Raw genomic sequence first — 14874 nt, forward strand, 5'->3', positions numbered from 1 at the left:
TGTGTTTAGATAGCTAATTATAAAATATTTAAAGACCAATAAAATCCTTGTGTATTTTCGTAAGAATATTAAAATCAAGCAATTATTTTGAGATACTGTTTGATATTTGTAATTTATTGTAATTTATGCTTTTTTTTATTTCCTTAGCGATAACACTAGCTCCAATTGGAGACCAGTGTGTACTGCTATAGTAATAAACGTCTTTATTTTTTTCTATTTCCCTTGTTAAAATTTCTAAGGCGTTTATATGGATATAATCTTTTGACAAACTATTGTAGAATTTAAAAAATTTAGGCTCTTTAAAAATGTTCTTATACTTGATATGCGGGTAATATAAATCATATTTGTCAGGACTAATTAAGACAATAAGTTGAATGTTTTTTTTAGTTAGTAAAGAATTTATTTTGTTAAGATTATTGGTACATTCTATAATTTTTAACGAATCATTTTTAAATGCCATATAATCAATATCATCCTTAAAAAACAATAAGTGTTTTGGGTTACCAGTAAAAAGATTATCCCTACTTATGTCAACTTTGTAGGTTTGAGAGTAATTTGGTTTGTTATTAAATAAGTACTGAATATTAGTTAGCGGTATTTTTAGTGTAGCCTTAGAAAAGAAAGCTAAATTTTGTTTAGGAACTTTTTCTTCATAGTTGTTTATTTGACTTTTCATACTACTCAGTGTGAGTGATTTGGAAAAGTCAATTTTTTGAAATCTTTGAACAAATTCTCTTTCAACTGATTGTAAAACAACATATTTTATGCTTACAAAATCAAAAAAATCACTATTAATAAGTTCAATTAATTTTTGGATTGGATTCTCTGACAAGAACCGATCTATATGTAAAACAGAAATATCTTCTTTTGCTAGAAAATTTTTGTAACCAAGGCTGTCCTGCTCTGAAAATGAATCACCAATTGTTAACACATCAAAATTTGTTTTTGTATTAAGGTTTAATTCGGAAGTAAGAGTGTATTGTTTAGATAGAGAGAATTGCATTGATACTTTACTCATAGGAGAGGGGTTGTTATAGAAATAACCTATTCTGTTTAAATCACCTTCATTATTTAAATAAAAAAAAATATTTATAAAGTGCAAAAAAAGAAATGGGATAATAAAAAAACTGGTTTTTAGTATAATTTTTTTCATTTTTAAAATTGAAAATAAATAAATTGTTGTTCTTTTCCTCCAAACCAAAATAATGAAAAAATAATTGAAGCGTACATGAAGTATCTCAATAATGGTTTCCATTTTAAGCCTAAATTAGCAATTGCATATTGTTGAAATCTTCCTAACCACTCGATAATTATAAAAATGAATAATAGAATGAATATTGGTTTCACAAAAGCATCGTTTTCAAAATTTGGAGATGTAAATAGTGAGTTTGAAAAGATTTTAGAAATGTAGTTTAACGCATGTTCAACGTTATTGGCTCTAAAAAATATCCAAGCAAAAACAGTTAGACTAAAAGTGAATACTATTGAAAAAAAATCTTTTACATTAGGAAAGTGTTTTCTACTGGAAACTATACTTAGATTATTTCGATTATTATTAGTTAAAAATACAGGTAAAAAGTATAAGGCATTTAGAGCACCCCAAATAATAAATGTCCAATTAGCACCATGCCAAAAACCACTAACAATAAAAATAATAAAAACATTTCTAATTTTGTTCCAAGTACTTCCTCTACTACCTCCTAAAGGGATATAAAGATAATCTCTAAACCAGGTAGAAAGAGATATGTGCCAACGCCTCCAAAATTCCGCAATATCTCTTGAAAAGTATGGAAAATTAAAATTTTGTTTTAAGTTAAAGCCAAATAGGCGAGAAGTTCCAATAGCGATATCCGAATACCCTGAAAAATCGCCATAAATTTGGAACGTAAAGAATATTGCTCCCAGAACTAAAGTACTACCCGAGTATTCAGATGAATTATTAAAAATGATATTGGCATATTGAGCGCAATTATCAGCTATCACTATTTTCTTAAATAAACCCCAAAGTATTTGTCTCATTCCATCTACAGCTTTTTTGTAGTCAAAATTTCGTTTTTTATAGAATTGAGGAAGTAAATTTGTTGCTCGTTCAATTGGCCCAGCGACTAATTGAGGAAAGAAACTAACAAATGCAGAAAAACCAATAAAGTCTTTGGTTGGTTTTAATTTTCGTGTATATACATCTATTGTATAACTTAAGGTTTGGAACGTATAAAAACTAATTCCAACAGGTAAAATGATGTTTAGAGAATTTGCTTTTATTTCAGTTCCAAAAAATGAAAAAGCTAATACAAAGTTGTCGAGAAAGAAGTTATAATATTTAAAAAAAGAAAGTAATCCGAGATTTACTAAAATACTTATCCAAAGTAGAATTTTTCTTTTGTTTAAATTTTCTTGCTTTGATAGGCCAATTCCAATAGAGTAATCTACTATAGTACTAAATAGGATTAGAGATAAGAATCGCCAATCCCACCAACCGTAAAATATATAACTTGCTATTACTATTAAAAAGTTTTGAAGCTTTAAATTTTTGTTTGTAACAAACCAATATAGAATAAAAATGATTGGTAAAAAAAGAGCAAAGTCAATGGAGTTAAATAGCATTATTTTATTCTAAATATTTAATATTGATAAGTTTTTTGTCATGAATAACAAAGAATCAATTTTTTGATATAGTACTATTAAACGAATTTAGTTCAAATCTTTTATAAAGCCAAGATGTATACTCTAATTTAATAATATAAATAAAATTATATTTGTAATATAATACGGTACACCATGCAACAAACCACCAATACTATTTTAATGATTCGTCCTATAAATTTTAGAATGAACGAGCAAACCGCTGTAAACAATTACTACCAAAAAATACTGAATAATGTGTTACCACAAACAGTAAATGCCAAAGCACAAAAAGAGTTTGATGCTTATGTAGAAAAATTAAAAAGTGTTGGGGTTAACGTAATTGTGGTAAACGATACTAATGAATTTGATACACCAGATGCTGTTTTTCCAAATAACTGGGTGTCGTTTCATGAAAATGGTGATGTGGGTTTATACCCCATGTTTGCAGAAAACAGACGTTTAGAGCGTAGTGAAGATGTTCTGGAAGCGGTTGAACAAGCTGGTTTTGTAATTAATAATATAGTTGATTACACAGATGCTGAGGAAGAAGGTGTTTTTCTTGAAGGTACTGGAAGTGTTTTGTTGGACCGCGCTAACCGAAAAGCTTATTGTGCCTTATCACCCAGAGCGGATGAAGATTTGTTTATTGAGTTTTGTGAAGATTTTGAATATATGCCCGTTCTTTTTATAGCGAACCAAACTGTAAATGGTGAACGAAAAGCCATTTACCATACCAATGTTATGATGTGTTTGGGTGAAACTTTTGCGGTAATTTGCCTAAGTAGCATTGACGATAAAAAAGAACGCAAAAACGTCATGGACCATTTAAGAGAAAATGGCAAGGAAATTATAGATATTACCGAAGCACAGGTGAATAATTTTGCAGGTAATATGCTGCAAGTTAGAGGTGCTAATAACGAAACGTATTTAGTGATGAGTACATCGGCTTATAATTCCTTAACAAAAAATCAAATTGAGAAACTTGAAAAACACACTAAAATACTTTCAAGTTCTTTAGATACTATTGAGACTTGTGGTGGAGGTAGTGCCCGTTGTATGATGGCAGAAGTGTTTTTACCTAAAGCTTAAAGGAGTTTATAATTTTTGATTACAGCTAATGCCACTAATCTGTTCTGGATTTTGGCAATTGCACATAGAAAGTGCTACCAACATTTACAGTGCTTTCAACCCAAATTTTACCGTTATTTAACTCTACTAATTCTTTACAAATAGACAAGCCTAAGCCAGTACCTTTTTCGTTATTAGTGCCCACGGTGGTGAATGAGCTGTTTTTGAATAGTTTTTCGATGTTTTGTTTTGAAATGCCAATGCCAGTATCGGCTATACTAACAATGCAGCTACCGTTACTTATATGGTTTGAAATGGTAATGGTGTCGCCGTTTTTACAGAATTTTAAAGCGTTTGCAAGTAGGTTTTGTACAACAATTTCGAACATGCTTTTATCGGCATAGGCGAAATCGCGTAAGGAATGGTCAACCAATTCAATACCCTTGTTTTCCATGCGTTGTTCAATAAGTTTTATTTTATCTTCAAAAACTTCCTGAACATCAAACAAGCTTGGTTTGGGTTCTAAAGATTGCATTTGGGATTTAGACCAATTAAGTAAGTTGAATAAAAGCAATGATGCGTTGTTGGCGTTTTCGCTTAATTCTGGAATTAAATTATCGAACTCTTCCCTGCTTAACGAACCATCTTTTAATAAATCAATAAACCCATTAATTGATGATAGTGAATCTTTTAAGTCATGAGAAACAATTGAAAACAGTTTGTCTTTTACATTATTAACATTTTCAAGGTGCTTTGTTTGTTCTAAAAAGGCTTCGTTTTGCAATTCAATTTTTAGGTTTTTCTCCTCTAATTCTTGTGTGTATTTTATGTTGCTATTTCTTTTTAAATAAATTAATATTAAAAAGGTTGAAACAATGGCGAGTGCTGCTAGAAGACCATAAAAAATAAGTTGAGATTTATCTAAATCTGTATTTAAAATAGAGAGTGAACTTTTTGTAGGGGTTTCAACAAAGTTATTGTTGATTGTTACATCTTTTTCAAAATTAGGGTTAAAATCCAATGGAACAGAATCGGAATTCTTTAAGTTATTGTCATTAAGACTTCTTTGTAAATTGTAGTATTGGCGTTGCCATGTAAACGCACTATCAAATTTATTTTTGGTAGAGTCTAAAGCCATCATTAACTTATAATATTTAAGCAATTCTGGTTTGTTATTAATGTTTTTGGCAATTGTTCCCGCTTCGTAAAGTTGCTGTTCAGCCAAAACTAATTGATTATTTTGTAAATTTAATTCACCCAAACTGTTCAAGGCCAATAAAATGCCATCTTGGTTGTTGGATTTTCTATTGATACTTAAACCCTGAATTAAATATTTCGAGGCATTTTCAAAATCATTGAATTTTAAATATTCTGCTCCCAATTTCGGATAAATTAGACCTTGTAAAGAATCTAACTTAATATTACTTGCACTTAAAACTTTCTGGTAATACTCAATGGCTTTTCTGTTTTCGTTTTTGGATGAGTATAGCTCAGCTAATTGGCTGTAAGATTGAGTAAGTGATGTAGTATCATTTAACTTTTTTTGCACTTCCAGAGCTTTTAAATTGAACTGAATGGCTCTGTCTACAGCATTAATTTTTTGGTATGCTTTGGCCAAATTACTGTAAGCTAAACTAAGGTCTCTTTTAAGGTTTTGTTTTTCTAATTCTTTAATGGCTGCTAGCGAATATTGTAAACCTTTTGAGTAATTGCCACGTTTAATTTCAATTAAGCCAATACTGTTATTAACTTTTGCAATTCCTAGTGTGTCCTTTAAATTTTTAAATAATTCTTTAGATTTTTCATAACCACTTACGGCATTAATATAGTCGCCTTTTTGTGCATAAATAAGCGATTTAAAATAAGTTGTTTCTGCAATGCCTTTTGTGTATTTTAAGTTGGTTGAGAGTTTTTCACTTTCAATAATATATTTTAAAGCTCTATCATAATCATTAATTTCATAAAGCGATTTAATAAGTTTTAAAGAGGTCTTTATTTTTAGAGAATCTTGAGTTTCGAAAGCAAGTTGTATGGAAAGACTATCCAGTTCTTTGGTTTGAGAGAAACCTAAGAATGCAGACAAAAGAATAATTAAAATAATTACTTTCCTCATACTGTCATAATATTACAACAAGTAATAAAACTATAATAAGTATGACTTATTTGAGGGAAATAAGTATTACTTTTTAAGTTGTAATATTTTTGTTGGTTAAAAAAAATTCATCCCAATGGATGATAATAGCTTTACAAAACAAAAGTTATAAAAAGCATCATTAAAATCTAATTTCTGCGTTTTTCTACCAATAAATTAGTTGAAAGGAATATGCTTAAAACATCAAAAATCCGACGAATAGATTAACGGTAAAAATCACGGAAAAAAAGCATTTTTGAAGATAAAACTTACTAGTTATTACAATACTTTGAAAATAAATAGTTTAAGCTTTTTTCTTCAATAAATGAGTTAAAAACATTCCAACAATTAGGTACTGTTTTTATTAAAATAAGTTTTGCAATATTCCTTTAATAAAAGTTTTATCTTTGCACACTTAAAAATAGCACGATTAATGAGCCTTCAAGAGACTTTATCCACCCAAGTAAAACAAGCCGTTTCGACAGCTTTTAAAATTCAATTAGATTCTGTAGAGTTTCAAGCCACCAGAAAAGAGTTTGCTGGCGATATTACCGTAGTAATATTTCCAATGCTACGCTTTATTAAAGGCAACCCTGTTCAAATAGGAGAAACCATAGGTAATTATTTAGTTGAAAACGTAGAGGAAGTTAAAGCGTATAATGTTGTAAAAGGTTTTTTAAACGTTGAAATAAGCGACGCCTATTATTTAAACTTTTTTAATAACATTAAAGATGAAGATTCTTTTGGATTTGTACCTCCAAAGGCTGATGAAAAAGCTATTATGGTTGAATATTCTTCACCAAACACCAATAAACCACTTCATTTAGGGCATGTTAGAAATAACCTTTTGGGTTATAGTGTTGCTGAAATTTTAAAAGCATCTGGTAAAAAAGTTTACAAAACACAGATTATAAATGATAGAGGCATTCATATTTGTAAAAGTATGTTGGCTTGGAAACGTTTTGGCAACAATGAAACTCCAGAAAGTACAGGTTTAAAAGGCGATAAGCTCGTTGGTAATTATTATGTGAAGTTCGACCAAGAATATAAAAAAGAGATTGAAACACTTATAGCTTCTGGTAAAACTGAAGATGAGGCCAAAAAAGACGCGCCACTTTTATTGGAAGCACAAACCATGCTCCAAAAATGGGAAGCTGGTGACGAAGAAGTTGTATCTCTGTGGAAAACGATGAATAGTTGGGTTTATGAAGGTTTTAACGAAACCTATATAAACCTAGGTGTTGATTTTGATACTTTATATTATGAAAGTAACACCTATTTATTGGGAAAAGAATTTGTAGCCGAAGGTTTAAAATCAGGAGTTTTCGTTAAAGAGGCAGATGGTTCTGTTTGGTGCGATTTAACCGAAGATGGCTTAGATAAAAAAATAGTACAACGCTCCGATGGTACTGCGGTTTACATGACTCAAGATATTGGTACCGCCATTCAACGCATCAAAGATTTTCCAGATGTTGGCGGTATGGTTTACACCGTTGGAAACGAACAAGATTATCATTTTCAAGTTCTATTTTTAATTTTGAAAAAATTAGGATTTGTATGGGCTAAAAACTTATTCCATTTAAGTTATGGAATGGTCGATTTACCTAGCGGAAAAATGAAAAGTAGAGAAGGAACTGTGGTTGATGCCGATGATTTAATTGATGAAATGGCTTCTACTGCTGGTGAAATTTCAGAAGAATTAGGAAAACTTGATGGTTATTCCGAAGAAGAAAAACAATCGCTTTATAAAACCATAGGTTTAGGAGCTTTAAAATATTATATCTTAAAGGTAGATCCTAAAAAACGTATTTTATTCGATCCCAAAGAATCTATCGATTTTCAAGGAAACACAGGGCCATTTATTCAATATACTTACGCCAGAATTCAAGCTATTTTAAGAAAAGCAAATTTCAAACATAATGTCACCTTGAGCGCAGTCGAAAGGTCTTTACACGAAAAAGAAAAAGAATTAATAAAACAATTAGAGCTATTTCCAGAAGTTATTCAAAACGCCGCTTTACAACATAGTCCGGCTTTAGTAGCGAATTATACTTACGATTTGGTAAAGGAATTTAATTCATTCTATCAGAACGTCTCTATTTTAGGGGCTGAAACTGAAAATGAAAAGATTTTTAGAGTACAGCTGTCCGGTAAAGTTGCTCAAACTATCAAGAATGCGTTTCATGTTTTAGGCATTCAAGTTCCTGAGAGAATGTAATTTAAAGAGGGAAACTATTTTTATTTTCCGTATAAAAAGTATTTATTAACCAAATCAATGTACAAGCGTTTTGCTTCATTTGGAGTAATATCTTTCACTTGAAATAAAGCATTGGTTTTAAAAGCATTTATAATGGCTTTTTTACTGCTTGGGCGACTGTAATTATTGGTAGCTTTTTTGTAGTAAGCGTACAGGTTTAAAAGCACATCGGCAGGAAAAGGTTCCGTATAAGCGCTTACGCGCTCAACGGCATCTTGAAATTCTATTTCTAATGCTTCATCAGTCATTTGCTTCTGCAATAATACTTTCGCCTCCACGAACTTTTTGGTTCAATGTCACTTTTATTTTTGTGTCCAGTGGTAAAAATAAATCAACTCTAGAGCCAAATTTTATAAACCCAGACTCGCCACCTTGTACGGCTTTGTCGTTTATTTTAGCATAATTTACTATGCGTTTTGCTAAAGCGCCCGCTATTTGTCTATGTAAAACTTTACCATAAGTTTCATTTTCTACAACAACAGTAGTGCGTTCGTTTTCTTCGCTTGCTTTAGGGTGCCATGCAACTAAAAATTTACCTGGGTGGTATTTGCTAAAAATAACGTTCCCACTAATAGGGTAACGTGTAACATGAACATTTATTGGAGACATAAAGACGCTTACCTGCAAACGTTTTTCGTTAAAATATTCTTTTTCAAATACTTCCTCTATTACAACTACTTTTCCATCAACTGGAGATACAACTTGTTTATTGTTTAAAACCGTGTTACGTTTTGGGTTTCTAAAAAATTGAAGAATAAGTATTAAAAAAGCTAATAATACAATTAAAACAATGGTTCTTAGCCAAGTTATTGGTATAAAACTGTCGGCTAATAAAGAACAGCCTACAACAAATACAAATGTTAGAAATATAATTTTATGTCCTTCTTTATGAAACATAGTGTAAAATTCTTAAAAATAAATAAATAAAAGGTGCCGCAAAAATAATACTATCCAATCGATCCAACAAACCACCATGACCAGGCATAATAGCACCACTATCTTTTACGTTTGCCTGTCTTTTAAATTTAGATTCTATTAAGTCGCCTAAAGTTCCAAATACGGTTATTACAATACTTAAAATAAGCCAACTTGTAAAATCTAAAGTTTGTGTAAAGGTAGCAATAAAATAGCTTGCGATACAGGAAAAAAACAAGCCACCAAGAAATCCTTCTACTGTTTTTTTTGGTGAAATTTTTTCAAAAAGTTTTTGTTTACCAAAATTTTTGCCAATTAAATAAGCAAAAGAATCATTAACCCATACTAAAATAAACGATCCTAGCAAGATGTTAGAATTGTAAACGTCATGATGGTCTGCTATTAAAACTAAAAAAATAAAGGCACTTGATATATAGAATGTGGTTAATATAAATCGTTTTGAACTAAATAATGGGATTGTTTTTTCTGAAAACAAATCTTTAATTAAGAACAATTCAACAAATATAGTAACGACCATAAGTATTTGAATAGCTTCGTCAATTCCTTTATTTGTGTTTAAAATAAGATGCCAGTACACAAAAAAGGCATAAAGAAAAGCAAATATAAAATATGGAATTAAGCTTTTAAGCTGAATGAGTTTGTTAAATTCGATTAAGCAAATGATGCCAAACACAAAAAACAATGCAATTAATGATTGTGGGTGAGTGAAACACAAAATTAATAGCAAAACATAGAGTAACCCAGAAAGTGATCGAATAAGAGTTTCTTTCATGTGATATATTTAGTGCTTTTTTATGAACACACGCTGTTCGCTATTAATCTTTCTTTTGGATGATAAACTTTTAAACATGCTCGTTTTAACTTATAAGTCTTCTAAAAGAAGTAGGTATAAGTTTTTTGCACTACTACCATAACTTAAAAAATCTTTTTCATCATTAGATTTAAAATGCTTTATGGTTGTAATGTTAGTTGGTATTTTTTGTCTGTTTTTAGATTTGATACCCCTTAAACCTTCACCAATATTTTCAACAATTTGACTTGTAGTTGCAAAAACAATAAAGTTTGATGGTAATTCGGGTAATTTTTTTTCGAAAATTTGTTTTGAAGAAATAAGCAAAGAACCGTCGTTAGCTATTAAATTTTCGCAAGTTGTTAGGAAAATAGTGGAATCACTAATTTTGGTGGTCGTGTTTAAGTTGGAATTTTTAAACTTATCTTTAATGTTTGGGTCTAATATTAGTGTTTCTTTATCGTCCCAGTTATTTTCTTCAATAATGTTTTGTAAGTTGTGATAGACTTCATTTAAGTTTTCACAATACAAAAATTTTCCACCATTGCCTTTAAAGTTTATGGTGAATTTTTCGTCAATAGGCAGTTTTATTTCAGGCATGTACCTGCCTCTTTCAGTAGACTTTACTTCTTCATCTGATTGGTCTGGTTTCAAACCAAAAATTTTTCTAAAAAGGCTCATTCAGTAAGCTGCTATTAATGTAATTCTCTTAGAGGTTATCAAATATAAAAAATCTTAAATTAAACACGTGTTTAATTTAAGATTTTTACTGTTTATCTAATCAATATCATAGATAATGTGTTTTTTGTTAATTTTCAATGTCTTCTTTCTCAAAAGCACGTTTACCAAAAATTTTCTCTAAGTTATCTTTAAAAATCACTTCTTTTTCAAGAAGAACTTCTGCAAGTTCCGTCAATTTATCTCTATTGTCTTCAAGTAATTTGATGGCACGTAAATATTGTTTTTCAATGATGTCTGAAATTTCGCTATCAATTAATTCAGCCGTTTGTTCGCTATATGGTTTTGAAAAACCATATTCATTTTGTCCTGAAGAATCGTAATAGGTTAGGTTTCCAATTTTATCACTAAGTCCATAAACAGTAACCATGGCTCTAGCTTGTTTGGTCACTTTTTCCAAATCACTTAACGCTCCTGTAGATATTTTATTAAAAATAACTTTCTCTGCAGCACGACCACCTAAGGCAGCACACATTTCGTCAAGCATTTGTTCTGGGTGAACAATTAAACGCTCTTCCGGTAAATACCATGCAGCACCTAATGAACGGCCACGAGGTACAATAGTTACTTTTACCAATGGCGCAGCATGTTCTAACATCCAACTTACCACGGCATGACCAGCTTCATGAAATGCAACTGCGCGTTTTTCACTTGGGGTAATGATTTTATTTTTCTTTTCTAAACCACCAATAATTCTATCAACGGCATCAAGGAAATCTTGCTTATCTACCGATTTTTTACCATTTCTAGCAGCGATTAAAGCCGCTTCGTTACAAACATTGGCAATGTCAGCACCAGAAAATCCTGGAGTTTGTTTCGATAAGAAATCAAGATCTAAGTTTTCAGCCTTTTTAAGCGGTCTTAAATGCACTTCAAAAATTTCTTTACGCTCACGAACGTCTGGTAAATCAACATAAATTTGTCTATCAAAACGTCCAGCACGCATTAAGGCTGTATCCAAAATATCGGCTCTATTGGTTGCGGCAAGTACAATAACATTCGTGTTTGTGCCGAAACCATCCATTTCTGTAAGTAATTGATTTAAGGTGTTTTCACGTTCATCATTACTGCCAGACATGGCGTTTTTTCCTCTAGCACGTCCAATCGCATCAATTTCATCAATAAAAATAATTGAAGGTGATTTTTCTTTGGCTTGTTTGAATAAATCCCGAACACGAGACGCTCCAACACCCACAAACATTTCAACGAAATCTGAACCAGATAACGAGAAGAAAGGTACTTTAGCTTCACCTGCAACGGCTCTTGCCAATAATGTTTTCCCTGTTCCCGGAGGCCCTACAAGAAGTGCTCCTTTTGGTATTTTCCCTCCTAATGAAGTGTATTTTTCAGGGAATTTTAAGAAATCAACAATTTCTTGTACTTCTTCTTTTGCTCCTTCTAAACCGGCAACATCTTTAAAAGTGGTTTTTACTTCTGTATTTTGGTCAAAAAGTTTTGCTTTGGATTTTCCTATGTTGAAAATTTGCCCACCAGCACCTCCGCCAGCACCACCAGACATACGTCTCATAATGAAAATCCATACACCTATTAATAATATAAAAGGTAGAATACTCATTAAAAGGTTGCCCCAATTATCAGTTTCTGTGTCAAATTTGATAACAGGTTTGTTAGGTAATTCTTTGGCTACTTCATTTAATTGATTTTCAAAATTTTGAAGATCACCAAATTCGAATTTATAATTCGGCATTTTTGTTGCCGATGGAAGAAATGATGTAGGTTTTGATTTTTTATGAACTTCCTTGGCTTCTGCTTCAGTAGTTAAGTAAACCTTTGCAACACGTGTATTTTTAATAATATCAACTTTTGCAATATCGCCATCCTCCAAATATTTAAAAAATTGAGAAGGTGTCGTGTCAGTTCCATCTTGAGTGGTACTGCTGCTAAATATTTGAAACCCTAAAAACAGGGCAATTAAAATACCATAAATCCAGTACGGACTGAATTTTGGCTTGTTTTCATTTATGTTTTTTTTATCGTTTGCCATCCTAAATTTTTAGTAACTTGTTTGTATTACTGTTGTTTTTGCATCACCCCAAAGACTTTCAATATCGTAATATTGTCTTATTTGTTTTTGGAACACATGTACTACTACATTCACATAGTCTATAAGCACCCATTCAGCATTATCCATGCCTTCTGTGTGCCAAGGGTGATCTTTAAGTTCTTTGCTTACTTTTTTCTGAACAGAATTAACTATAGCGTTAACTTGCGTGTTTGAAGTTCCTTCGCAAATTATAAAATAATCGCAAACTGTATTTTCAATTTCTCTTAAATCAAGAATATTTATTTCTTTTCCTTTAACGTCTTCAATGCCACTAACTATAACCGATATTAATTGGTCTGCACTTATATTTTCTTTCGTCATTAAAATTTTTTAAATTTTTGCAAAGTTATTATTTTTTTAGTTCTTTATGGTTTAAAATTATCATAAGATTTCAGAGACTAATAATAACTATTTCATGAATATAATCAAACTTGATGCCACCGATTCTACAAATAGTTATTTAAGGAGACTTTCTGTAAATGAACCTATTGCCGATTATACCGTTGTTGTAACTAAGTTGCAAACTAGTGGTAGGGGGCAAATGGGAACTGTTTGGGATTCGGAAGCGTCTAAAAACCTTACGTTCAGTGTGTATAAGGATCTTTCGGAATATCATTTAGAAAGTCCTTTTTATATTAGTATGGCCATTGCTTTAGCTTTGTACAAGACGTTAAGTTCTTTATCAATACCTAAATTAAGTGTAAAATGGCCTAACGACATTTTGTCAGAAAACAAGAAGATTTGTGGCATTTTAATTGAAAACGTGTTTAAACAGCACAAATTTTCAAGTACTATTATAGGAATTGGTCTAAATGTAAATCAAGTTGAATTTGATAATTTACCCAAAGCATCTTCATTAAAACTTGTTTCGGGAAGTACTTTTGATTTAGATGACATAACAAAAGAGATCATTATCAATTTAAAATATTATTTCAATATTTTAAAAGAAAGGCGTTTAGTATCGCTTAAAGAAACCTATGAAGCTTCACTTTTTAGAAAAAATAAACCTTCAACATTTCAAGATGCTGAAGGTGTGTTGTTTTTTGGTATTATAAAAGGTGTTTCTGAATATGGAAACCTCCAAGTACTGCTTGAAGATGAAATGATAAAAGAATTCGATTTAAAAACAATTACGCTTTTATATTAAATAGCTTTAGGAATACTTGTAGCAAGGGTTTCAATAAATTTACTAATTGGGCCTTTAATCATCATAGCCATCATCGGGTTGAAGTCGCCCGAAAATTGTAATTGTACTTCGCTAGTAGCTTCATCTATTTTAGTAATATTTCCAACAAGAGAAAAATCTATTTTTCCTCCGGCTGCACCTAAAACTATTTTATTAGGTGGTATTACTTCTTTCTTTTTTAATATAATTTCAGGCATGCCTTTTAATGCAAATACAAAGGTATCCTCACTTAAAACTTCAAATTTGCTAATATTTTCAGGCATTAATGATTTGAAATTTTTAACATCAGCTAAAAAATCAAATACATCTTCAGGTGATTTGCTAACGTTTATTTTTGGAGATTCTAAATTCATTTTTATTGTTTGTTGCAAGTCGTTTAGGAGTTAGCCAATTAAAGGACTTAACAGTTAAACGCTTATATTTATATCAAATAGCGTTCCATTCACTAGGATTGGTATTCCATTCCTGTAATGTTATTAATTCTTTTTCAGAAATATAATTGGTTTTAAGCGCTTGTTCCAATAAGCTATTGTAATCACTTAGTGTTTGAAGCTTAATATTTTCATTTTCGAAATTTTTAATTGAAACATCAAAACCATAAGTAAAAATAGCAATCATGCCTTTTACATTTATGTGCGCTTCTTTTAAAGCTTTCACAGCATTTAAGCTACTACCACCTGTGCTTATTAAGTCTTCAACCACCACAACGTTTTGTCCAGATTCGATAAAACCTTCAATTTGGTTTTTTCTCCCATGGCCTTTAGCATCGGGTCTTACATAAATAAAAGGCAACCCCATATATTCGGCAACCAACATGCCAATACCTATTGCACCAGTGGCAACACCAGCAATAACATCGGGTTTGCCATATTGCTTTTCAATTTGTTTAGCCATGGTTTCACGAATGTAATTTCGAATAGGAGGGAATGACAATACAATGCGGTTATCGCAATAAATAGGCGATTTCCATCCAGAAGCCCAAGTAAAAGGCTCCTTAGGGCTAAGTTTTATGGCATTCACTTGCAATAAAACTTCAGCAGTTTTTCTAGCGGTGTCTTTGTTAAAAATCATAGGAACA

Annotated in this window: 14 protein-coding genes; 3 read left to right on the forward strand and 11 right to left on the reverse strand. The window is 31.1% G+C overall.

Going from position 1 to position 14874, the window contains the following annotated elements:
- Nucleotides 1–82 precede the first annotated feature (82 nt).
- Together EV196_RS14220 and EV196_RS14225 are read right to left on the reverse strand one after the other, a co-directional pair.
- Nucleotides 83–1153 carry an alginate O-acetyltransferase AlgX-related protein gene (locus EV196_RS14220; RefSeq protein ID WP_165876174.1) on the reverse strand — a complete coding sequence of 357 codons (1071 nt, stop codon included), beginning with the start codon at nt 1151–1153 and terminating at the stop codon, nt 83–85.
- 2 nt (nt 1154–1155) lie between these two features.
- Nucleotides 1156–2604, reverse strand: a complete 1449-nt coding sequence (locus EV196_RS14225) for an MBOAT family O-acyltransferase (RefSeq protein ID WP_132218441.1) — start codon at nt 2602–2604, stop codon at nt 1156–1158.
- 174 nt (nt 2605–2778) lie between these two features.
- Between EV196_RS14225 and ctlX the strand changes: the two genes are divergently transcribed.
- Entirely contained in the window at nt 2779–3714 is a 936-nt protein-coding gene (ctlX, locus tag EV196_RS14230; RefSeq protein WP_132218442.1) for a citrulline utilization hydrolase CtlX, read from the forward strand.
- A gap of 34 nt (nt 3715–3748) precedes the next feature.
- Here ctlX and EV196_RS14235 read toward each other — a convergent pair whose 3' ends face one another.
- Nucleotides 3749–5806 carry a tetratricopeptide repeat-containing sensor histidine kinase gene (locus EV196_RS14235; protein ID WP_132218443.1) on the reverse strand — a complete coding sequence of 686 codons (2058 nt, stop codon included), beginning with the start codon at nt 5804–5806 and terminating at the stop codon, nt 3749–3751.
- A 451-nt stretch (nt 5807–6257) separates the two neighbouring features.
- Here EV196_RS14235 and argS point away from each other — a divergent pair, with 451 nt between their 5' ends.
- Nucleotides 6258–8042: an arginine--tRNA ligase gene (argS, locus tag EV196_RS14240; protein ID WP_132218444.1), complete on the forward strand. Its 1785-nt coding sequence runs from the start codon at nt 6258–6260 to the stop codon at nt 8040–8042.
- Nucleotides 8043–8062: 20 nt separating this feature from the next.
- Here the strand turns inward: argS and EV196_RS14245 are convergent, their stop codons facing one another.
- From EV196_RS14245 to rsfS, 6 genes are all read right to left on the reverse strand, one after another.
- Entirely contained in the window at nt 8063–8329 is a 267-nt protein-coding gene (locus EV196_RS14245) for an acyl-CoA-binding protein (RefSeq protein ID WP_132218638.1), read from the reverse strand.
- Complete coding sequence (locus tag EV196_RS14250; protein WP_132218445.1) at nt 8322–8978, reverse strand: phosphatidylserine decarboxylase family protein; 657 nt, start codon at nt 8976–8978, stop codon at nt 8322–8324. Before EV196_RS14250 ends, EV196_RS14245 begins: the two co-directional genes overlap by 8 nt.
- On the reverse strand, nt 8968–9789 hold the full coding sequence (locus tag EV196_RS14255; protein ID WP_132218446.1) for a phosphatidate cytidylyltransferase: 822 nt from the start codon (nt 9787–9789) through the stop codon (nt 8968–8970). The genes EV196_RS14250 and EV196_RS14255 overlap by 11 nt, the downstream gene beginning before the upstream one ends.
- A gap of 90 nt (nt 9790–9879) precedes the next feature.
- On the reverse strand, nt 9880–10488 hold the full coding sequence (locus EV196_RS14260) for an LUD domain-containing protein (protein WP_132218447.1): 609 nt from the start codon (nt 10486–10488) through the stop codon (nt 9880–9882).
- Between the two features lie 127 nt (nt 10489–10615).
- On the reverse strand, nt 10616–12550 hold the full coding sequence (gene ftsH / locus EV196_RS14265) for an ATP-dependent zinc metalloprotease FtsH (RefSeq protein ID WP_132218448.1): 1935 nt from the start codon (nt 12548–12550) through the stop codon (nt 10616–10618).
- Nucleotides 12551–12559: 9 nt separating this feature from the next.
- Nucleotides 12560–12931, reverse strand: coding sequence for a ribosome silencing factor (gene rsfS / locus EV196_RS14270; RefSeq protein WP_132218449.1), 372 nt, complete (start codon nt 12929–12931; stop codon nt 12560–12562).
- 94 nt (nt 12932–13025) lie between these two features.
- Between rsfS and EV196_RS14275 the strand changes: the two genes are divergently transcribed.
- The gene (locus EV196_RS14275; protein WP_132218450.1) at nt 13026–13757 is read left to right on the forward strand and encodes a biotin--[acetyl-CoA-carboxylase] ligase; all 732 of its coding nucleotides are present in this window, start codon (nt 13026–13028) and stop codon (nt 13755–13757) included.
- Here the strand turns inward: EV196_RS14275 and EV196_RS14280 are convergent.
- Both EV196_RS14280 and pyrE read right to left on the reverse strand, forming a co-directional pair.
- On the reverse strand, nt 13754–14149 hold the full coding sequence (locus tag EV196_RS14280; protein ID WP_132218451.1) for an SRPBCC family protein: 396 nt from the start codon (nt 14147–14149) through the stop codon (nt 13754–13756). The genes EV196_RS14275 and EV196_RS14280 overlap by 4 nt on opposite strands.
- Nucleotides 14150–14222: 73 nt before the next feature.
- A complete protein-coding gene (pyrE, locus tag EV196_RS14285) occupies nt 14223–14867 on the reverse strand; it encodes an orotate phosphoribosyltransferase (RefSeq protein WP_132218639.1) in 645 nt (214 codons plus the stop codon).
- Between the last annotated feature and the right edge of the window lie 7 nt (nt 14868–14874).

The organism is Mariniflexile fucanivorans (genome assembly GCF_004341235.1).
Taxonomy (GTDB): Bacteria; Bacteroidota; Bacteroidia; order Flavobacteriales; family Flavobacteriaceae; genus Mariniflexile; species Mariniflexile fucanivorans.

Coding starts and splice junctions, on each gene's coding strand:
- EV196_RS14220 (WP_165876174.1), bottom strand. CDS start 1,153: ATGAAAAAAATTATACTAAAAACCAGTTTTTTTATTATCCCATTTCTT.
- EV196_RS14225 (WP_132218441.1), bottom strand. CDS start 2,604: ATGCTATTTAACTCCATTGACTTTGCTCTTTTTTTACCAATCATTTTT.
- ctlX (WP_132218442.1), top strand. CDS start 2,779: ATGCAACAAACCACCAATACTATTTTAATGATTCGTCCTATAAATTTT.
- EV196_RS14235 (WP_132218443.1), bottom strand. CDS start 5,806: ATGAGGAAAGTAATTATTTTAATTATTCTTTTGTCTGCATTCTTAGGT.
- argS (WP_132218444.1), top strand. CDS start 6,258: ATGAGCCTTCAAGAGACTTTATCCACCCAAGTAAAACAAGCCGTTTCG.
- EV196_RS14245 (WP_132218638.1), bottom strand. CDS start 8,329: ATGACTGATGAAGCATTAGAAATAGAATTTCAAGATGCCGTTGAGCGC.
- EV196_RS14250 (WP_132218445.1), bottom strand. CDS start 8,978: ATGTTTCATAAAGAAGGACATAAAATTATATTTCTAACATTTGTATTT.
- EV196_RS14255 (WP_132218446.1), bottom strand. CDS start 9,789: ATGAAAGAAACTCTTATTCGATCACTTTCTGGGTTACTCTATGTTTTG.
- EV196_RS14260 (WP_132218447.1), bottom strand. CDS start 10,488: ATGAGCCTTTTTAGAAAAATTTTTGGTTTGAAACCAGACCAATCAGAT.
- ftsH (WP_132218448.1), bottom strand. CDS start 12,550: ATGGCAAACGATAAAAAAAACATAAATGAAAACAAGCCAAAATTCAGT.
- rsfS (WP_132218449.1), bottom strand. CDS start 12,931: ATGACGAAAGAAAATATAAGTGCAGACCAATTAATATCGGTTATAGTT.
- EV196_RS14275 (WP_132218450.1), top strand. CDS start 13,026: ATGAATATAATCAAACTTGATGCCACCGATTCTACAAATAGTTATTTA.
- EV196_RS14280 (WP_132218451.1), bottom strand. CDS start 14,149: ATGAATTTAGAATCTCCAAAAATAAACGTTAGCAAATCACCTGAAGAT.
- pyrE (WP_132218639.1), bottom strand. CDS start 14,867: ATGATTTTTAACAAAGACACCGCTAGAAAAACTGCTGAAGTTTTATTG.